Source organism: Streptomyces sp. NPDC088553 (assembly GCF_044752965.1).
GTDB lineage: Bacteria > Actinomycetota > Actinomycetes > Streptomycetales > Streptomycetaceae > Streptomyces.
Window position 1 is genome coordinate 252,972 of record NZ_JBIVMG010000006.1, and the last position, 18,641, is coordinate 271,612.

General features: G+C 69.6%; 17 protein-coding genes and 2 tRNA genes. 14 read left to right on the forward strand and 5 right to left on the reverse strand.

Going from position 1 to position 18,641, the window contains the following annotated elements:
- Positions 1-669: 669 nt before the first annotated feature.
- The 10 genes from dnaN (at position 670) to ACIP8Z_RS21785 (ending at position 12,171) form a co-directional block, all read left to right on the forward strand.
- A complete protein-coding gene (gene dnaN / locus ACIP8Z_RS21740) occupies positions 670-1,800 on the forward strand; it encodes a DNA polymerase III subunit beta (RefSeq protein WP_030205035.1) in 1,131 nt (376 codons plus the stop codon).
- 121 nt (positions 1,801-1,921) lie between these two features.
- Positions 1,922-2,800 carry a phosphogluconate dehydrogenase (NAD(+)-dependent, decarboxylating) gene (gene gnd / locus ACIP8Z_RS21745; RefSeq protein ID WP_389033160.1) on the forward strand — a complete coding sequence of 293 codons (879 nt, stop codon included), beginning with the start codon at positions 1,922-1,924 and terminating at the stop codon, positions 2,798-2,800.
- Between the two features lie 60 nt (positions 2,801-2,860).
- Positions 2,861-3,982, forward strand: a complete 1,122-nt coding sequence (gene recF / locus ACIP8Z_RS21750) for a DNA replication/repair protein RecF (RefSeq protein WP_266967058.1) — start codon at positions 2,861-2,863, stop codon at positions 3,980-3,982.
- Positions 3,979-4,542: a DUF721 domain-containing protein gene (locus ACIP8Z_RS21755; RefSeq protein ID WP_402085741.1), complete on the forward strand. Its 564-nt coding sequence runs from the start codon at positions 3,979-3,981 to the stop codon at positions 4,540-4,542. Before recF ends, ACIP8Z_RS21755 begins: the two co-directional genes overlap by 4 nt.
- Positions 4,543-4,874: 332 nt before the next feature.
- Positions 4,875-6,905: a DNA topoisomerase (ATP-hydrolyzing) subunit B gene (gene gyrB / locus ACIP8Z_RS21760; RefSeq protein ID WP_402085743.1), complete on the forward strand. Its 2,031-nt coding sequence runs from the start codon at positions 4,875-4,877 to the stop codon at positions 6,903-6,905.
- Positions 6,906-6,946: 41 nt separating this feature from the next.
- The gene (gyrA, locus tag ACIP8Z_RS21765; RefSeq protein WP_402085746.1) at positions 6,947-9,586 is read left to right on the forward strand and encodes a DNA gyrase subunit A; all 2,640 of its coding nucleotides are present in this window, start codon (positions 6,947-6,949) and stop codon (positions 9,584-9,586) included.
- Positions 9,587-9,692: 106 nt separating this feature from the next.
- Positions 9,693-10,259: a DUF3566 domain-containing protein gene (locus tag ACIP8Z_RS21770; protein WP_319315383.1), complete on the forward strand. Its 567-nt coding sequence runs from the start codon at positions 9,693-9,695 to the stop codon at positions 10,257-10,259.
- Between the two features lie 109 nt (positions 10,260-10,368).
- Positions 10,369-10,442: transfer RNA gene (locus tag ACIP8Z_RS21775), tRNA-Ile, on the forward strand.
- Between the two features lie 158 nt (positions 10,443-10,600).
- A complete protein-coding gene (locus ACIP8Z_RS21780) occupies positions 10,601-10,735 on the forward strand; it encodes a DLW-39 family protein (protein WP_003958712.1) in 135 nt (44 codons plus the stop codon).
- A 104-nt stretch (positions 10,736-10,839) separates the two neighbouring features.
- Positions 10,840-12,171: a hypothetical protein gene (locus ACIP8Z_RS21785; RefSeq protein ID WP_402085748.1), complete on the forward strand. Its 1,332-nt coding sequence runs from the start codon at positions 10,840-10,842 to the stop codon at positions 12,169-12,171.
- A gap of 34 nt (positions 12,172-12,205) precedes the next feature.
- On the opposite strand, the gene ACIP8Z_RS21790 is transcribed toward ACIP8Z_RS21785, so the two are convergent.
- Entirely contained in the window at positions 12,206-13,612 is a 1,407-nt protein-coding gene (locus tag ACIP8Z_RS21790) for a serine/threonine-protein kinase (protein ID WP_402085750.1), read from the reverse strand.
- A gap of 61 nt (positions 13,613-13,673) precedes the next feature.
- Positions 13,674-14,222 (reverse strand): DNA-binding protein, encoded by a 549-nt coding sequence (locus tag ACIP8Z_RS21795; protein WP_055601717.1) that lies wholly within the window; start codon positions 14,220-14,222, stop codon positions 13,674-13,676.
- Between the two features lie 128 nt (positions 14,223-14,350).
- On the opposite strand from ACIP8Z_RS21795, the gene ACIP8Z_RS21800 reads away from it, so the two are divergent.
- Positions 14,351-14,423: transfer RNA gene (locus tag ACIP8Z_RS21800), tRNA-Ala, on the forward strand.
- Here ACIP8Z_RS21800 and ACIP8Z_RS21805 read toward each other — a convergent pair.
- Entirely contained in the window at positions 14,397-14,723 is a 327-nt protein-coding gene (locus ACIP8Z_RS21805; protein WP_402085753.1) for a hypothetical protein, read from the reverse strand. The genes ACIP8Z_RS21800 and ACIP8Z_RS21805 overlap by 27 nt on opposite strands.
- 230 nt (positions 14,724-14,953) lie before the next feature.
- On the opposite strand from ACIP8Z_RS21805, the gene ACIP8Z_RS21810 reads away from it, so the two are divergent.
- The gene (locus tag ACIP8Z_RS21810; RefSeq protein ID WP_402085756.1) at positions 14,954-15,340 is read left to right on the forward strand and encodes a DUF6344 domain-containing protein; all 387 of its coding nucleotides are present in this window, start codon (positions 14,954-14,956) and stop codon (positions 15,338-15,340) included.
- Positions 15,341-15,638: 298 nt separating this feature from the next.
- On the opposite strand, the gene ACIP8Z_RS21815 is transcribed toward ACIP8Z_RS21810, so the two are convergent.
- Positions 15,639-16,358 carry a DUF5324 family protein gene (locus ACIP8Z_RS21815; RefSeq protein WP_402085759.1) on the reverse strand — a complete coding sequence of 240 codons (720 nt, stop codon included), beginning with the start codon at positions 16,356-16,358 and terminating at the stop codon, positions 15,639-15,641.
- Positions 16,359-16,534: 176 nt separating this feature from the next.
- On the opposite strand from ACIP8Z_RS21815, the gene ACIP8Z_RS21820 reads away from it, so the two are divergent.
- Both ACIP8Z_RS21820 and ACIP8Z_RS21825 read left to right on the forward strand, forming a co-directional pair.
- The gene (locus tag ACIP8Z_RS21820; RefSeq protein ID WP_319315398.1) at positions 16,535-17,062 is read left to right on the forward strand and encodes a peptidylprolyl isomerase; all 528 of its coding nucleotides are present in this window, start codon (positions 16,535-16,537) and stop codon (positions 17,060-17,062) included.
- Positions 17,063-17,084: 22 nt separating this feature from the next.
- Positions 17,085-17,969, forward strand: a complete 885-nt coding sequence (locus ACIP8Z_RS21825; protein ID WP_402085762.1) for a rhomboid family intramembrane serine protease — start codon at positions 17,085-17,087, stop codon at positions 17,967-17,969.
- A gap of 315 nt (positions 17,970-18,284) precedes the next feature.
- Here ACIP8Z_RS21825 and crgA read toward each other — a convergent pair whose 3' ends face one another.
- Positions 18,285-18,539, reverse strand: coding sequence for a cell division protein CrgA (gene crgA / locus ACIP8Z_RS21830; RefSeq protein WP_030321260.1), 255 nt, complete (start codon positions 18,537-18,539; stop codon positions 18,285-18,287).
- Positions 18,540-18,641 lie beyond the last annotated feature (102 nt).

Consider the following 18,641-nt stretch of genomic DNA (forward strand, 5'->3'; position numbering starts at 1 on the left):
ATCTCCCGTCCACAGGGTGGGGACTATTGAGTTATCCGGATTGTGTCCACAGGCCGGACTGCTGACAGATCATCACCCCAGGTCAGACCCTTGTGGAATTGTTGGTAAAAGATCTCCACAGGCTGTGGACAGAACTTTCGTCCACAGGGGCTCCCGAAGGTTGTCCACCGGCTGCCCACAGGGAGGGGTCCGTTGCCCACAGCTTCTCCACACCCCTGTCCACTGTTCGGCAACGAATCGCCCGCTCTCACCGCGTCGAGTGAAAGCCGTCACACCAAGGAGGACGGTTGGGCTGTGGGGAACGTGGGTAAAGCTGGGGACAGCGCTGGGGAGAACTCCCCATGGCCTGTGTATCGGGTGTGCAGAACTTTCGGGTGTCCACAGAGAACCCCAGTTGTCCACCGGCTCCACCCACAGGCGCAGTGGACAAAAAACCGGGCCTGACCTGCGAAAACGACGTTATCCACCGTTTCCACAGGCCCTACTACTACTCCCACTTAGAGTTAGCTAGGAATCCGCTTCGAAGTGGGGCCTGTGCACAACTCGGCGCCGGAGCTCCGCCGCGCCCTCGTCGCGACTTGACCCCGAGCAGCACCGAGTGTCGGCGGCGTACGTCAGACTGGTTCCCGCAGTCGACGAAGAGCCAGCAACAAGCAGGAGGCGGTTCCGGTGAAGATCCGGGTGGAGCGCGACGTACTTGCCGAGGCGGTGGCCTGGGTGGCCCGCAGCCTCCCGGCCCGTCCGCCGGCTCCCGTACTCGCGGGCCTTCTGCTGAAGGCCGAGGACGGCGCGCTGAGCTTCTCGAGCTTCGACTACGAGGTCTCGGCCCGTGTCTCCGTCGAGGCGGAGGTCGAGGAGGACGGCACCGTCCTGGTCTCCGGCCGACTGCTCGCCGACATCTGCCGCGCTCTCCCCAACCGGCCGGTGGAGATTTCCACAGACGGTGTACGGGCGACCGTGGTCTGCGGCTCCTCCCGCTTCACCCTCCACACCCTGCCTGTGGAGGAGTACCCGGCGCTGCCGGAGATGCCCACCGCGACCGGCACCGTTCCCGGTGAGGTCTTCGCCTCCGCCGCCGCGCAGGTGGCCATCGCCGCCGGCCGTGACGACACGCTGCCCGTGCTCACCGGTGTGCGCATCGAGATCGAGGGCGACACGGTCACCCTGGCCTCCACCGACCGCTACCGCTTCGCGGTCCGCGAGTTCCTGTGGAAGCCGGAGTCCCCGGACGCCTCCGCCGTCGCCCTGGTGCCCGCGAAGACCCTCTTGGACACCGCCAAGGCGCTCACGAGCGGCGACACGGTCACCCTGGCGCTCTCGGGCTCCGGCAAGGGCGAGGGCCTCATCGGCTTCGAGGGCGCGGGCCGCCGCACCACCACCCGTCTCCTCGAGGGCGACCTGCCGAAGTACCGGACGCTGTTCCCCACCGAGTTCAACTCGGTCGCGGTCATCGAGACCGCGCCGTTCGTCGAGGCCGTGAAGCGTGTGGCCCTGGTGGCCGAGCGCAACACCCCGGTCCGGCTGAGCTTCGAGCAGGGCGTGCTGATCCTGGAAGCCGGCTCCAGCGACGACGCACAGGCTGTGGAGCGCGTCGACGCGCAGCTCGAGGGCGACGACATCTCGATCGCCTTCAACCCGACCTTCCTCCTGGACGGCCTGAGCGCGATCGACTCCCCGGTCGCCCAGCTCTCCTTCACGACCTCCACCAAGCCGGCGCTGCTGAGCGGCAAGCCCGCCGTGGACGCCGAGGCGGACGAGGCGTACAAGTACCTGATCATGCCGGTCCGCCTCAGCGGCTGAGCCGGCTGACAGCGGGTCTCTTCGGGGTATCGCCTGAGCGGCTGACCCCACAGGTGTGCACCCGGGTCCGGGCGTAGGCTCGGATCCGGGTAAACCGCACACGACGCTTAAGGAATCTCTGATGGAGCTCGGTCTCGTCGGTCTCGGCAAGATGGGCGGCAACATGCGCGAGCGCATCCGCCGCGCAGGCCACACCGTCATCGGATACGACCGCAATCCGGACCTCGCCGATGTCCACAGCCTCTCGGAGCTTGTGGGCAAGCTCAAGGGGCCCCGCGTCGTGTGGGTCATGGTTCCGGCCGGTGCCGCGACCCAGTCCACCATCGACGAGCTGGCCGATCTGCTCTCCCCCGGCGACATCGTCGTGGACGGCGGCAACTCCCGCTGGACGGACGACGAGAAGCACGCCGAGGAGCTGGCGGCCAAGGGCATCGGCTTCGTCGACTGCGGCGTCTCCGGTGGCGTCTGGGGCCTGGAGAACGGCTACGCGCTGATGTACGGCGGCTCCGCCGAGGACGTCGCGAGGGTCCAGCCGATCTTCGACGCGCTCAAGCCCGAGGGCGAGTTCGGCTCCGTGCACGCCGGCAAGGTCGGTGCCGGCCACTTCGCGAAGATGGTCCACAACGGCATCGAGTACGCGATGATGCAGGCCTACGCCGAGGGCTGGGAGCTCCTGGAGAAGGTCGACTCCGTCACCGACGTGCGCGAGGTCTTCCGCTCCTGGCAGGAGGGCACGGTCATCCGTTCCTGGCTGCTTGACCTCGCGGTCAACGCCCTGGACGAGGACGAGCACCTGGACAAGCTGCGCGGCTACGCGTCGGACTCCGGCGAGGGCCGGTGGACGGTCGAGGCCGCCATCGACAACGCCGTTCCGCTGCCGGCGATCACCGCCTCGCTGTTCGCGCGGTTCGCCTCCCGCCAGGACGACTCCCCGCAGATGAAGATGATCGCCGCGCTGCGCAACCAGTTCGGTGGCCACGCGGTCGAGACGAAGAAGTAATCCACAGGCTGTGCACCCCGCGGTGCACAGCCGCCGGGGGAAGAAGGTCGGCGCCCAACCATGCACGTCACGCATCTGTCGTTGGCCGACTTCCGCTCCTACGCCCGGGTCGAGGTCCCGCTCGACCCGGGCGTCACCGCTTTCGTGGGCGCGAACGGCCAGGGCAAGACCAATCTGGTCGAGGCCGTCGGCTATCTCGCGACCCTCTCCAGCCACCGCGTCGCCTCCGACGCCCCGCTCGTCCGGATGGGGGCGGAACGCGCGGTGATCCGCGCCGCCGTCACCCAGGGCGAGCGCTCCCAGCTGATCGAGCTCGAACTCAACCCGGGCCGGGCCAACCGTGCCCGCATCAACAGGTCCTCGCAGGTCAGACCGCGTGACGTGCTGGGCATCGTTCGGACCGTGCTGTTCGCGCCCGAGGACCTCGCCCTGGTGAAGGGCGACCCCGGCGAGCGCCGACGCTTCCTCGACGAGCTGATCACGGCGCGCACGCCGCGCATGGCGGGCGTGCGCTCCGACTACGAGCGCGTGCTCAAGCAGCGCAACACGCTCCTGAAGTCCGCGGCGATGGCCCGCCGGCACGGCGGCCGCGGCATGGACCTGTCCACCCTCGACGTCTGGGACCAGCACCTGGCCCGGGCCGGGGCCGAGCTGCTCGCCCAGCGGCTCGACCTGATCGCCGTACTGCAGCCGCTCGCCGACAAGGCGTACGAGCAGCTCGCGCCCGGCGGCGGACCGATCCTCCTGGAGTACCGGCCCTCCGCGCCGGGCACCGGGCACACCCGCGAGGAGCTGTACGGACAGCTGATCGCCGCGCTGGCCGAGGTGCGCAAGCAGGAGATCGAGCGGGGCGTCACCCTCGTCGGACCCCACCGCGACGAGCTGCTCCTCAAGCTCGGCGAGCTGCCCGCGAAGGGGTACGCCAGCCACGGCGAGTCCTGGTCGTACGCGCTGGCGCTGCGGCTCGCCTCGTACGACCTGCTGCGGTCCGAGGGCAACGAGCCCGTCCTCGTCCTCGACGACGTCTTCGCCGAGCTGGACGCGCGGCGGCGCGAGCGGCTCGCGGAGCTGGTGGCCGGCGGCGAGCAGGTCCTGGTGACGGCCGCTGTGGACGACGACGTACCGGGGGTCCTCGCGGGGACGCGGTACCAGGTGGCCGGAGGGACGGTGGAGCGCGTATGAGCGAGGAGAACCTTCCCCAGCCTGTGGATACTCCTCCGGTGCCGTCCGTTCCCGAACCCTCGGGTGTGGATCTCGCGCGGGTCGCGCTGCGCGCCGCCAAGGAACAGGCGAAGGCCAAGGGCGCCGCCGCCCAGCAGAAGAAGCAGGCCCGGCGCGGGGGCGGCCTGCGCTCCGGCGCGCGCGCCGACGGGCGCGACCCGATGGCGCTCGGCGCCGCGATCAACCGGCTGATCACCGAGCGGGGCTGGGAGACGCCGGCGGCTGTCGGCGGGGTCATGGGCCGCTGGCCGCAGATCGTCGGCGAGGACCTGGCCAAGCACTGCGTACCGGTGAGGTTCGACGACGAGCCGGACGCGCGGGTGCTGACCGTGCAGTGCGACTCGACGGCGTGGGCCACGCAGCTGAGGCTGCTCGCGCCGACGCTGGTGGCACGGCTCAACGAGGACCTCGGGCACGGCACCGTACGGATGATCAAGGTGCTGGGGCCGGGGGCGCCGCGGCGGGGGTACGGGCCGCTCAGGGCGCCGGGGTCCGTCGGGCCCGGGGACACGTACGGATAGCCGTTCGGCGCGGGCGGGCGGCACGGCGCGGGTCCAGGCGACGGGCGCCGCGCGATGGGCTGTGCCCACCTGTTCCGCCCTGCGGAACGACGGCCCGCGGCCGGTGCCACTCGCCGTCACAGCTCGAAGCGCTGGGTGGCCGTCAGGGGGCTCTGAAGCCCCTGTCCGGATATGGGGAGTCGTTTGGCTCCCGCTCAGGGCGGCACATGCGGACTCAGGCACCGGCAAACCCCCATGACTGTCGGCGCTACCGGTAGACTGGGAGACAATCCCGCCACCCTGCGGAACAAGTCGAACGACGCAGCCGCTCCCGCATGCCCGGAGAACGGCCTGTGCTGTGCCAGAAAGGGCGCTTCGTGGCCGATTCCGGCGACCCCAACGAGAACAACCAGTACACCGCCAGCAACATCCAGGTCCTCGAAGGCCTGGATGCGGTGCGCAAGCGCCCTGGCATGTACATCGGCTCGACCGGCGAGCGCGGTCTGCACCACATGGTGCAGGAGGTCGTCGACAACTCGGTCGACGAAGCCCTGGCCGGCCACGCCGACACCATCGACGTGACGATCCTGGCCGACGGCGCCGTGCGCGTCGTCGACAACGGCCGTGGCATCCCCGTGGGCATCGTGGCCTCCGAGGGCAAGCCGGCTGTCGAGGTCGTGCTGACCGTGCTCCACGCGGGCGGAAAGTTCGGAGGCGGCGGCTACGCCGTCTCCGGCGGTCTGCACGGTGTCGGTGTGTCGGTCGTGAACGCCCTGTCCACCAAGGTCTCCGTCGAGATCAAGACGGACGGCCACCGCTGGACGCAGGACTACAAGATGGGCGCCCCGACCGCGCCCCTCGCGCAGCACGAGGAGACCGACGAGACCGGCACCTCGGTCACGTTCTGGGCCGACCCGGACATCTTCGAGACGACCGAGTACTCCTTCGAGACGCTCTCGCGCCGCTTCCAGGAGATGGCCTTCCTCAACAAGGGCCTGACGATCACGCTCACCGACGAGCGCGAGTCCGCCAAGGCCACCGTCGGCGCCGACGACCCGGACGCCGAGGCGGCCGCCGAGCCGGCCGCGCGCACGGTGAAGTACCACTACGAGGGCGGCATCGTCGACTTCGTGAAGTACCTCAACTCGCGCAAGGGCGAGCTGGTCCACCCCACCGTCATCGACCTTGAGGCGGAGGACAAGGACAAGGCCCTGTCCCTCGAGGTCGCGATGCAGTGGAACAGCGGCTACAGCGAGGGCGTGTACTCCTTCGCCAACATCATCCACACCCACGAGGGCGGCACGCACGAGGAGGGCTTCCGCGCTGCGCTGACCTCGCTGATCAACAAGTACGCGCGCGACAAGAAGCTGCTCCGCGAGAAGGACGACAACCTCACGGGCGACGACATCCGCGAGGGTCTGACCGCGATCATCTCGGTCAAGCTGAGCGAGCCGCAGTTCGAGGGCCAGACCAAGACCAAGCTGGGCAACACGGAGGTCAAGACCTTCGTCCAGCGAGCGGTCTACGAGCACCTCAACGACTGGCTCGACCGCAACCCGCTCGAGGCCGCGGACATCATCCGCAAGTCGATCCAGGCCGCCACCGCGCGCGTGGCCGCGCGCAAGGCGCGCGACCTGACCCGTCGCAAGGGCCTGCTCGAGTCGGCGTCGCTGCCGGGCAAGCTGTCCGACTGCCAGTCGAACGACCCGGCCAAGTGCGAGATCTTCATCGTCGAGGGTGACTCCGCCGGCGGCTCGGCCAAGTCCGGCCGCAACCCGATGTACCAGGCCATCCTGCCGATCCGCGGCAAGATCCTGAACGTCGAGAAGGCCCGGATCGACAAGATCCTGCAGAACACCGAGGTCCAGGCGCTCATCTCGGCCTTCGGCACCGGTGTGCACGAGGACTTCGACATCGAGAAGCTCCGCTATCACAAGATCATCCTGATGGCGGACGCCGACGTCGACGGTCAGCACATCAACACCCTGCTGCTGACCTTCCTCTTCCGCTTCATGCGGCCGCTGGTCGAAGCCGGTCACGTCTACCTCTCCCGTCCGCCGCTCTACAAGATCAAGTGGGGCCGGGACGACTTCGAGTACGCCTACTCGGACCGGGAGCGCGACGCGCTCGTCGAGCTGGGCAAGCAGAGCGGCAAGCGGATCAGGGAAGACTCGATCCAGCGCTTCAAGGGTCTCGGCGAGATGAACGCCGAGGAGCTGCGCGTCACCACCATGGACGTCGAGCACCGCGTACTCGGCCAGGTCACCCTGGACGACGCCGCGCAGGCCGATGACCTGTTCTCGGTGCTGATGGGCGAGGACGTCGAGGCACGCCGCTCGTTCATCCAGCGCAACGCCAAGGACGTTCGCTTCCTCGACATCTGAGTCGGTCTCAGCTGACCGTACGAAAGGACTGACGACCAGCAATGGCCGACGAAACCACCCCGACCGGGACCACCGAAGAAGAGCCCGTGCTGCGGATCGAGCCCGTCGGGCTCGAGACCGAGATGCAGCGCTCGTACCTCGACTACGCGATGTCCGTCATCGTGTCCCGCGCGCTGCCCGACGTGCGGGACGGCCTCAAGCCCGTCCACCGTCGCGTGCTGTACGCGATGTACGACGGCGGCTACCGGCCCGAGAAGGGCTTCTACAAGTGCGCCCGCGTCGTCGGTGACGTCATGGGTACGTACCACCCGCACGGCGACTCCTCGATCTACGACGCGCTCGTCCGCCTCGCCCAGCCCTGGTCGATGCGCATGCCGCTCGTCGACTCCAACGGCAACTTCGGCTCCCCGGGCAACGACCCGGCCGCCGCCATGCGTTACACCGAGTGCAAGCTCATGACGCTGTCGATGGAGATGCTCCGGGACATCGACGAGGAGACCGTCGACTTCCAGGACAACTACGACGGCCGCAACCAGGAGCCGACGGTCCTGCCGTCCCGCTTCCCGAACCTGCTGATCAACGGCAGCGCCGGCATCGCCGTCGGTATGGCCACCAACATCCCGCCGCACAACCTCCGCGAGGTCGCGGCCGGTGCGCAGTGGGCGCTGGAGCACCCCGACGCCAGCCACGAGGAGCTCCTCGACGCCCTGATCGAGCGGATCAAGGGCCCGGACTTCCCCACCGGCGCGCTCGTCGTCGGCCGCAAGGGCATCGAGGAGGCGTACCGCACCGGCCGTGGCTCGATCACGATGCGCGCGGTCGTCGAGGTCGAGGAGATCCACAACCGCCAGTGCCTGGTGGTCACGGAGCTCCCGTACCAGACCAACCCGGACAACCTCGCGCAGAAGATCGCCGACCTGGTCAAGGACGGCAAGATCGGCGGCATCGCCGACGTCCGCGACGAGACCTCGTCCCGGACCGGTCAGCGCCTCGTCATCGTGCTCAAGCGCGACGCCGTCGCCAAGGTCGTCCTCAACAACCTGTACAAGCACACCGATCTGCAGACGAACTTCGGCGCGAACATGCTGGCGCTCGTCGACGGCGTGCCGCGCACCCTCTCGCTGGACGCGTTCATCCGCCACTGGGTGACGCACCAGATCGAGGTCATCGTGCGCCGGACCCGCTTCCGGCTGCGCAAGGCCGAGGAGCGCGCCCACATCCTGCGCGGTCTGCTCAAGGCGCTCGACGCGATCGACGAGGTCATCGCGCTCATCCGGCGCAGCGACACGGTCGAGGTCGCCCGCGGCGGCCTGATGGACCTGCTCCAGATCGACGAGATCCAGGCCAACGCGATCCTGGAGATGCAGCTCCGCCGGCTCGCCGCCCTGGAGCGCCAGAAGATCGTCGCCGAGCACGACGAACTCCAGGCCAAGATCAACGAGTACAACGCGATCCTGGCCTCGCCCGAGCGTCAGCGCGCGATCGTCAGCGAGGAGCTGGCCGCGCTCGTCGAGAAGTTCGGCGACGACCGCAGGTCCAAGCTCGTGCCCTTCGACGGTGACATGTCCATCGAGGACCTGATCGCCGAGGAGGACATCGTCGTCACCATCTCGCGCGGTGGCTACGTGAAGCGGACGAAGACCGAGGACTACCGCTCGCAGAAGCGCGGCGGCAAGGGCGTGCGGGGCACGAAGCTGAAGCAGGACGACATCGTCGACCACTTCTTCGTCTCCACCACCCACCACTGGCTGCTCTTCTTCACCAACAAGGGCCGGGTCTACCGCGTCAAGGCGTACGAGCTGCCCGACGCCGGCCGGGACGCCCGCGGCCAGCACGTGGCCAACCTGCTGGCCTTCCAGCCGGACGAGCAGATCGCCCAGATCCTGGCGATCCGCGACTACGAGGCCGCGCCGTACCTGGTGCTCGCCACCAAGGCCGGCCTGGTCAAGAAGACCGCGCTGAAGGACTACGACTCGCCGCGTTCCGGCGGTGTCATCGCGATCAACCTCCGGGAGACGGACAACGGCGCCGAAGGCACCGCCGACGAGCTGATCGGGGCCGAGCTGGTCTCGGCCGAGGACGATCTGCTGCTCATCAGCAAGAAGGCGCAGTCGATCCGCTTCACCGCCACCGACGACGCGCTGCGTCCGATGGGACGTGCCACCTCGGGCGTCAAGGGAATGAGTTTCCGCGCCGACGACGAGCTGCTCTCGATGAATGTCGTCCGGCCCGGTACGTTCGTCTTCACCGCGACCGACGGCGGGTACGCGAAGCGCACCCCCGTCGACGAGTACCGCGTCCAGGGCCGTGGCGGCCTCGGTATCAAGGCCGCCAAGATCGTGGAGGACCGCGGCTCGCTCGTGGGCGCGCTGGTGGTCGAGGAGACGGATGAGATCCTCGCCATCACGCTGTCCGGCGGTGTGATTCGTACGCGAGTCAACGAAGTCAGGGAGACCGGCCGTGACACCATGGGCGTTCAGCTGATCAACCTGGGCAAGCGTGATGCCGTCGTCGGCATCGCACGGAACGCCGAGGCCGGCAGCGAGGACGACGACATCGACGAGGCAGTCGACGCCGAGGGAGCCGTGGAGGCGCCCGAGGCAGCGGTGGTCGAGACCGTCGTGGTCGAGACCGAGGCAGTCGAGGGCACGGAGCCCTCGGCCGGGGAGCACGAGGAGTAAGAGCGTGAGTGGAGCCACGGGCGCCGCATCGGCGGCTGCCGGAGCTTCTGCTGGTGCTGGAGCGAACGGCGCCCGTGGCCCCGCCACGGACTCCCAGGGGGTTGCGGTGACGGACACTCGGGGGCAGCAGCCCTCGTACGAGACCTACAACGGGCCGCTGCCCGGCGAGCGCACGGGTGCGCAGCAGCCGGGCGGGCCCTACCACCCGCCGCAGGCGTACGGTGCTCCGGCGCCGGGCGGTACGGCGGGCGGACAGACCGGTGCCGTGCGCCGGCCGCGTACGGGGGCCCGCACGACGCCCCGTACGCGCAAGGCGCGGCTGCGGGTGGCCAAGGCCGACCCGTGGTCGGTGATGAAGGTGAGCTTCCTGCTCTCCATCGCACTGGGCATCTGCACGATCGTCGCGGCGGCTGTGCTGTGGATGGTCATGGACGCCATGGGCGTCTTCTCGACGGTCGGCGGCACGATCAGCGAGGCCACGGGCTCGAACGAGTCCAACGGCTTCGATCTGCAGTCGTTCCTGTCGCTGCCGCGGGTGCTGATGTTCACCTCGGTGATCGCCGTGATCGACGTGGTCCTGATGACCGCGCTGGCGACGCTGGGCGCGTTCGTCTACAACCTGTCGGCCGGCTTCGTGGGCGGCGTGGAGCTCACGCTCGCCGAGGACGAGTGACGGGCGAGTGACCTGCGAGGGGGCCGGTCGGTTACCGATTTTGGGACTGGCCCCCCTGTGCGCTAATGTTCAGGAGTCAGCGCGCGGGACACACACCGCAGAGCGCGGCGGGGCTATAGCTCAGTTGGTTAGAGCGCATCCCTGATAAGGATGAGGCCACAGGTTCAAATCCTGTTAGCCCCACAGTGTTGATCGACCCGGACGGTTCCTCCGTCCGGGTCGATTTGTTTGTCCGGGGGCCTTGGAAGGTTTGAACCTCGCACAGGTCACCGATCGGTATCGGTCGATGTGTAGAGTGGGCGTCAGAAGTCTCCTACGTCAACGAAAGACGAGGTCGCGCGGTGAAGAAGCTTCTCCTGGTCGCACTGGCCGCCATCGGCGGGCTCCTCGTGTACCGCCAGATCCAGGCGGATCGCGCCGAGCAGGATCTGTGGACGGAGGCGACCGACTCCGTGCCCGCAGGTTCCGGTGTCTGAGACGAAAACCGTCTGTGGGTGAAGCCCCGGCCGCGCGAGAGCGGGCCGGGGCTTCGCTTTGCCTGAGCAAACTTTTGACTTGCTTAAGTGAAGAGGAGCAGCGCGTGAAGAGGCAGTCCGGCATCGGCCGGAGGGCGGGGGCCCTGATCACGGCGGTCGCGGCGGTGGGAGCGGTCGTGGCGCTTCCCGGGCAGACGGCGGCCGCGGCGGCCCGGGGTGCGGTCGCCGGGGGTGCGGCCGCGGGAGCCGGAGCCACCGGGGGCGCGATTCCGCCGTACACCTTCGACAGCTCGGCCCAGCGCGTCCAGGGCGCCGCCTCGAGCTCGGACGCCGTGCAGCTGAGGACCGGGCAGACCTACCGCGACACGCTCAAGAGGAACGGCAAGGTCTACTACCGGGTCGACCTCGATCAGCAGAACGCGTACGTCTCCGTCGTCGCGGTGCCCAAGGCCGGCGGCAAGGTCGAGTACGGCGACGGCTTCAAGGTGAGCATGCAGGACGGCTCCGGCGCCGAATGCGGATACCAGCAGGCGAACTTCTCCTCCAGCGAGTACACCCGGCCGCTCGCCGCCTACGCCCGCCGCATCGTCGACGCCGACAGCTCCACCTGCCGGCGCGCCGGCGCCTACTACGTCCTCGTCGAGCGCGAGTCGAAGGCGAGCACGGACGACTGGGAGCTGGAGATCCGCTACGCGTCCGAGCCCGTGCTGAAGAAGGCAGGACCGACCGAGCTCCCCGAGGTCTGGGCCTCCGGCACACCCGGGCCGCCCGCGGGCGACCCGCAGCCGCGCCGGGGAGGCTCCGGCGTGTACGACGCCACCTCGCTGACGCAGGGCGAGTGGCGGTCCGACATCCTGCCCGGCCAGACGCTCTTCTACCGGGTGCCCGTCGACTGGGGACAGCAGCTCTTCGCCACCGCCGAACTCGGCAGCAGCGCCACCGGCGACGAGTACATCGGCCACGCCCTGGTCCTCTCCCTGGAGAACCCCGCGCTCGGCCACGTCGACGAGAACACCGTCAGCTACAGCGGCAAGCCCGCGACGCTCGCGCTCGACGCGCTGCGGCCGGTGGCCCACGAGAACCGCGGCTCCTACGACGAGGCCACCAGCGGGATGCGCTTCGCCGGCTGGTACTACCTGTCGGCCACGCTCAACCCGGCGATGGCCAAGGAGTACGGGAACAGGACGGTGCCGCTGACCCTGCGCGTCTCGCTGCGGGGCAACGCCGAGCCGGGGCCCGGGTACGACGGGGATCCCGGGCAGTTCAGCGTGACCGCCGACGACAAGAAGGCCGCCGAGAAGGGCACCTCGGGCGCGCAGGAGGCGTCGGGGAGCGACTCCATGCGGGTCGTCGCGGCGGCCGGGATCGGCAGCGGGACGGTCCTGCTCCTCGGGCTCGGCGGGTGGACGCTGATGGCGCGGAGGCGGGCGGCGTAGGGCGGGGCCGGCCCTTCGCCCGTCAGCGGACGGCTCAGGTCTGGGCGAGGGCCCAGAAGCCCACCGCGAAGCAGACCAGCGCGAGCAGCAGGACCGGGATCGTCACCTTCGGGGGCGGTCCCGGTCGGCGTACCGGGGCCGGGGCGGACGGCGCCGCGGGGGCTCCCGCGGCGGCCGGGGGCCACGCGGGAACCTGACCGGGGCGAGCGGTGTACGGATGAGTAGGGGCTTGTCCGTACGGCATCGCCGAGATCGGTGCCGGGTCGAAGGAGGGGGTCGGGTGGCCGACCGGCGGGGGCAGGTGGAAGCTGCCCGTCTCGGAGGGCCCGGGCAGCGGCGCGGGAGCCGCGGCCGGGGCGGCGAGCGGCGCCGTGGCCGGGGTGACCGGGTGCTGGGGCCGGTAGTGCGGCTGTGGGGGCTGCTGCTGGGGTGGTACGGGGGCGGCGGCGGGCGTCGGTACGGCGCCGGGCGCGGCGGCCGTGGAGGCGCTCACAGGGGCGCCCTGGGCGGCCGTGGCCGCTCCGACGGCCGGGCCGGCGGGTGCGGTGGGCCCGGCGGTGCCCGTCGGGCCCTGGGGGCCGAAGCCGGACGGCAGGGGCCCGAGTTGGTCGAAGATCTCGACCCGCTCCTCGTCCGGGCGCGGCTCGGGAAGCATGTCGACGGCGGCGGTCAGGGCCTTGCGCGCGCCCGTGGCCGTCCGGAAACGGGCCTGCGGATCGGGCTGCAGCAGACCGGCGAGCACCTGCCACAAGGGCTCCGGGACGCCCTCGGGGGCGCCGGGAGTGCCGTGCGTGAGGAAGTGCTCGACCAGCGCCTGCGAGTCCGGCTTGCGGCCCTGGAGCAGATAGAGGGCGACCAGGCCGACGGCGAAGAGGTCGGCGGTGAAGTCGGGTTCGGCGCCGAGGAGCTGCTCGGGCGCGAAGTATCCGGGCGTGCCCACCACGTAGTTGGTCTCGGTGAGACGGGGCTCGCCCTTGCGCATGGAGATGCCGAAGTCGGACAGCCGCAGATGCGGCCGTCCGGTCCCGGTGACGTCCATCAGGATGTTCGCGGGCTTGATGTCGCGGTGCACGACCCCCTCGGCGTGCACCGTGGCCAGGCCCGAGAGCAGCTGGTCGAGCAGGATGCAGACGAACCGGGGCGGCAGCGGGCCGTAGTCGCCGATGACGTGCGCCAGAGAGCCGCCGGCGACCAGGTCCATGGTGAACAGGACCTTGTCGTCGTCGGCGGCCCAGCTGGCCGGGGCGAGGACGTGCGGATGGTCGATCCGCAGCGCCTGCTCGCGGACGAAGCGGAGCAGCGTGTGCGCGTCGCTCTGCAGGAGCACCTTGGCCGCCACATAGCGGCGCCGCCGGTGGTCCCAGGCACGCCACACGGCGCCCGCCCCGCCCCGTCCGATCGGGTCGACCAGCTCGTACCGACCAGCGAATACCTCACCCATCGTGCTGTGTCCGCTCCCCGTTGCCTCGTCTGTGGACGACGCCGGCCGACGGCCGACCGCGTCAGTTCTGGTGCGACTCGTAGTGCGCGACCGCGTCCGCGGTGCGCCCCGCGCCGTACACCCGGAGGAACTCTGCCAGTTCCGGGTGGGCCGGGGCGAGGGAGTCGGCGGCGTCGATGATGTCGCCCGCGGCGGCTACGGAGCGCAGCAGCGACTGGATCTCGCGGACCACCCGGCGGACGGTCGGGGCGCCCGAGCCGGTGGCCGGCTGACCGGTGCTGGTGAGGACGGAGCCGCCCTGCGACTTCTTGACCTCGTCCATCCGGTCGGTGGCCTCGGCGGCGCTGACGGTGCCGTCGGCGACCTGCACGGCGAGCTCCTGGAGCGCCTGGACGCGCTGGACGACGGCCGGGTTCCCGATCTTGGCCCGCTGGCCGCTCATCAGCTGGGACAGCATGGGCGCGGACAATCCGAGCACGGCCGCGAGCCTGGCCTGATTGAGTCCGAGATCGTCGATCAGCCGACGGAAGAGCGCCCCCAGCGGCTCTCCGTACCAACTGCGCTGAAGCTCTCTGGCTCGCGCCGTGGCTTCCTGCTGCGCTGCGTCCATTTCTTCTCCCCATCCCTAGGTTCGCCACTGCGAACCTCGATCAGCATCTTACGGAGAGTGGTCGTCGACCGGGAGTCCCAATCCTTTTGCCGGGCATGGGGGGTGACCCGGTACGCTGTTCTCGTTCCGGGGCCTTAGCTCAGTTGGTAGAGCGCTGTCTTTGCATGGCAGATGTCAGGGGTTCGACTCCCCTAGGCTCCACGACAAGCACCCCCTGTGAACTGCGGAAACGCAGGTCACAGGGGGTGCTTCGCGTGCTGGTGCCGGAAAGGCCCGGGGTCGGCGGTCGGGGTTCTTGCCCGCCGCTACCTCCCTGACGCGGCCGACCTGGATCTTCGCCGCGTACTCCAGGTCCTTGGCTCCCGTCTCGGACGTGAAGATGTGCGACGCGACCGAGCCGATGCGCAGGCAGACGTGGGCGGAGGACCCGTCCGGGAGCGCCTCGGTCTCGTCGGCCGCGGATGTCACGGTCACCGGCTTCGTCGGGTAGCCGTTCTTCACGCTTCCTTGCCCTGGATCCCGATTCGGGGCACTGCTCCCGGACGAGTCCGACGGCCATACGCTCCCGTCGTGCGGGGGCCATTGCTCCGGACGGGTGGTGTTCATCGGAAGAACTGCGCGACGGCGGCGACGTTCCGTGGAAATCGGGAGCGCATCCACATCATGAGGAAAGTACGTAAAGCGCGCAAACCGAAATGAACCATTCGAGAACGTCACGAAAGTGAGGGGCCATGGCCACCGCCAAGGTCAAGCAGTTCTGGACCGCCTTCATCTCCGTCCTCTTCGCCCTGCTCGCCTCCGTCGGCCTGGCGAGCACCGCCGCCGCGGCCAAGCAGCCCGCCGTCCAGCAGCCGGAGGAGCCGGCCGGCCCCACCACGGCCGCACCCGCCGTCGGGGAGAAGCGGGCCGCGCTCGCCTCCGTACCGGCGCAGAGGGCTCACCGGTGGCCGCTCGCCGGGGACCGCTCCCTGCCGCCCACGATCAAGCAGCGCATCGCCGCCGAGGCCCACGGTTCCTCTCCCGCCACCCGGAACCGCTCCGCCGCAGGCGTGACCGCCGTGGCCGAGAGCGACGAGCCGGCCGCGCTGACGGAGCTGGCGCTCGCCGCGGCGGCGTAGGGCGCGGGGAGACGACGATGCGCACTCCCCACACCCGTACCCGTACCCGTATCCGTACCTCCTCGTACGACTCCGCTTCGTACGGCCCGGCACAACCCGCAGGACCCGGCAGGACCTCCGCGGAGCCGAGCCGGACCCCGGCGGAACCCGGCAGGACCCCTGCGGCAACAGCACCCGGCAGGAGCCCTGTGGACGGAACTCGGCAGGACCCCGCAGGAACCAGGACCCCGGCAGACAGCGGCAGGGCCCTGGTGGAACCCGGTAGGACCTCGGCAGCACCCGGCGGCACCCCGGTCGGTCAGCGGCGCTCGTCGCGTTCGGCGGCCTCTTCGGCTGCGGCCGCGGCTTCGGCCTCGGCCTCGGACTCCTTGGCCTCCACCTCCGGGGCGAGGACATCCCCACCCTCGTCGTAGGACGTCACTACGGAACCTTCCTCCTCCACCTCGGTGGCAGCGGGCGGCTCGACCAGCCAGTCGGGGTTGGCCTGCTTGTCCCACCACTTCCAGGCGGCGAACGCGCCGCCGGCGAGAACGCCCAGGACCAAGAGGCCCTTGGCGAGGCGTCCGGCCCGTGCCCGGCGCTCGTGCTTCCTCACGATCTTCTGGATTTCCCTCGGTGTCACCTGACCGCGCAGCGCGGCCCAGGCGGCAGTCGAACGCGACCCGGCCTCCTCAAGGACGGGACCGGTCGCGGCGACCGCCTGCTCGACACGAGGAACGGTGTAGTCGGCCGCCTGACGGCAGGCCCAGCGGGTCTTGACCGCCGCACGCTGTGCGGCCGCGTCGACCCGCGGCGGTACATGCGGTGCGACATACGAGTCGTACTGCGCACGAGCCTGCACCCGTGCCTGATGAGCGGCCTTCGAGACCTTCGGCGCGATCAGCACACGCGCCTCTTGGGCGTAGTGCGCCGCCTGGTCCTTTGCAGTGCCGGCGTACGGCGCCACCACTTCCGCGGCGTGCAGCACGCTCTCCTTCGCCGAATCTGACGCGGCGCGCACGCTCTCCATGCGGGTCACGGGATTCCTCCTCCTCGGTGGCGACGATGTCGGGTTTTCGCCTTTCCATCCTTTTCGAAATCATGCCCCCCGGAGCCAGGTACGGCATGTGGGGTGGGCATCCGGGGCATGCGAGGATCGGACACGCCAGAGACAGACGTGGGCATCACGCGACATGACGTGGACGGAAGGCGACCGTGGCCGAGCAGCTGTACGCGATCCTCAAGACCAGCCTGGGTGACATCGAGGTGCGGCTGATGCCGTTCCACGCCCCGAAGACGGTCAGGAACTTCGTCGAGCTCGCCGGCGGTGAGCGCGAGTGGACGCACCCCGCGACCGGCACGGTCTCCTCGGACCCGCTGTACGACGGCACGGTCTTCCACCGGGTCATCAAGGGCTTCATGATCCAGGCCGGTGACCCGCTGGGGAACGGCACGGGCGGGCCCGGCTACGAGTTCGCCGACGAGTTCCACCCGGAGCTCTTCTTCGACCGTCCCTATCTGCTGGCCATGGCCAACGCCGGCCCGGGCACCAACGGCTCGCAGTTCTTCGTCACCGTCGGCCCCGCTACCTGGCTGAACCGCAAGCACACCATCTTCGGCGAGGTCGTCGACAAGGAGAGCCGGAAGGTCGTGGACGCGATCGCGGCCACCGCGACCGACCCGCACACCGAGCGACCGCTGCAGGACGTGGTCATCGAGTCCGTGGTGATCGAGAAGCGCTGAGGCGGAAGGGACGGCACCTCTCATGGAACCGAAACCCTCCGAGAACGCGCACGCCGGTCTGCCGCGCTGCTACCGCCACCCCGAGGTGGAGACCGGCATCCGCTGCACGCGCTGCGAGAAGCCGATCTGCCCCGCGTGCATGGTCTCCGCCTCCGTCGGCTTCCAGTGTCCCGACTGCGTACGCCAGGGTTCGGGGACCGGTCACGCCCCGGACGCCAACCAGCCGCGGACGCTCGCGGGCGGCCGGGTCGCGGCGGACGACCGCCTGGTCACCAAGATCCTCATCGGGATCAACCTCGCGGTGTACCTGGCCGTGCTGGTGTTCGGTGACCGGCTCGTCGACGAGCTCGTGCTCATCGGCTACGCCTACAGCCCGGCGCTCGGCGAGCTCGTCGGGGTCGCCGACGGCGAGTGGTACCGGCTGCTGACCTCGACCGTCCTCCACCAGGAGGTCTGGCACATCCTCTTCAACGTGCTGGGCCTGTGGGTGATCGGCGGGATCGTCGAGCCCGAGCTGGGCCGGGCCCGGTACGCGGCCCTGTGCCTGCTCTCCGGTCTCTCCGGCTCCGTGCTGGCCTATCTCGTCGCCGCGCAGAACCAGCCCTCGCTCGGCGCCTCCGGCGTCGTCTACGGCCTGATCGGCGCCTGGGTGGTGCTCGCCCGCCGGCGACGTCAGGACATGCGGCCGGTGGTCCTCTTCGTGGCCCTGTCGCTGCTGATGACATTCACCCGACCGGGGATCTCCTGGGAGGCCCACGTCGGTGGTCTGGTCGCGGGCGTCGTGGTGACGTACGCGCTCGTGCACGCGCCGAGGGCCCGCCGGGACCTGGTGCAGTACGGGGCGCTGGCCCTGGTGCTGCTGCTCGACGTGGGCATCGTGCTGGCCCGCACGGCGGCGCTCACCTGAGCGCACAGGGCTGTGGACGAGCTTCTCTGTGAGCTTTCCCCAGAGTTATCCACAGTGCGTGGCGGTGCCTCCCCATTCTGTGGGGAAAGGCCGCGCCCCTCGCCTCTGACCTGGTGTTTCTCCAGGGAGGCGAGGGGCATTATGGTCTCCGGCGAGGGTGATTCCGGTCATACCGGCGTCAACCTCGTGCGAGTTATCCACAGATCTTCGTAAGTTATCCAGTGCTGTGCACAACGCTGTGGATAAGTTCAGGGGAGAGCTTGACGGGCAGCCGGTACGGACGCTAGACGGCCGCCGTACCCCTGCTGTTCGCCGCTACTTCCACTGCGTGGAGACACCGAAGCCGGCCGCGATGAAGCCGAAGCCCACCACGATGTTCCAGTTCCGGATCGACTCGATCGGCATCGAGCCGTCGGTGACGTAGAAGACCACGATCCACACCAGACCGATGGCGAACAGCGCGAGCATCACCGGCGCCACCCAGCTGCGGTTGGTCAGCTTGATCGAGGTGGCCTGCTTCGCGGGCGGGGGCGTGAAGTCGGCCTTCTTGCGGATCCGTGACTTCGGCACGAGGGACTCTCCTGTCGATGCGCTGCGTGACCGCGCAGGGAACTGTGGCTGGCGCCGGGATGTGACGAAGGAGGACGACTGCGTCCCCCAGGCGTCCGTTAG

What these genes read in the sequence shown, in the direction of transcription:
- gnd (WP_389033160.1), top strand. Translation starts at nt 1,922, where the DNA reads ATGGAGCTCGGTCTCGTCGGTCTCGGCAAGATGGGCGGCAACATGCGC.
- recF (WP_266967058.1), top strand. Translation starts at nt 2,861, where the DNA reads ATGCACGTCACGCATCTGTCGTTGGCCGACTTCCGCTCCTACGCCCGG.
- ACIP8Z_RS21755 (WP_402085741.1), top strand. Translation starts at nt 3,979, where the DNA reads ATGAGCGAGGAGAACCTTCCCCAGCCTGTGGATACTCCTCCGGTGCCG.
- gyrA (WP_402085746.1), top strand. Translation starts at nt 6,947, where the DNA reads ATGGCCGACGAAACCACCCCGACCGGGACCACCGAAGAAGAGCCCGTG.
- ACIP8Z_RS21790 (WP_402085750.1), bottom strand. Translation starts at nt 13,612, where the DNA reads ATGGGTGAGGTATTCGCTGGTCGGTACGAGCTGGTCGACCCGATCGGA.
- ACIP8Z_RS21795 (WP_055601717.1), bottom strand. Translation starts at nt 14,222, where the DNA reads ATGGACGCAGCGCAGCAGGAAGCCACGGCGCGAGCCAGAGAGCTTCAG.
- ACIP8Z_RS21810 (WP_402085756.1), top strand. Translation starts at nt 14,954, where the DNA reads ATGGCCACCGCCAAGGTCAAGCAGTTCTGGACCGCCTTCATCTCCGTC.
- ACIP8Z_RS21825 (WP_402085762.1), top strand. Translation starts at nt 17,085, where the DNA reads ATGGAACCGAAACCCTCCGAGAACGCGCACGCCGGTCTGCCGCGCTGC.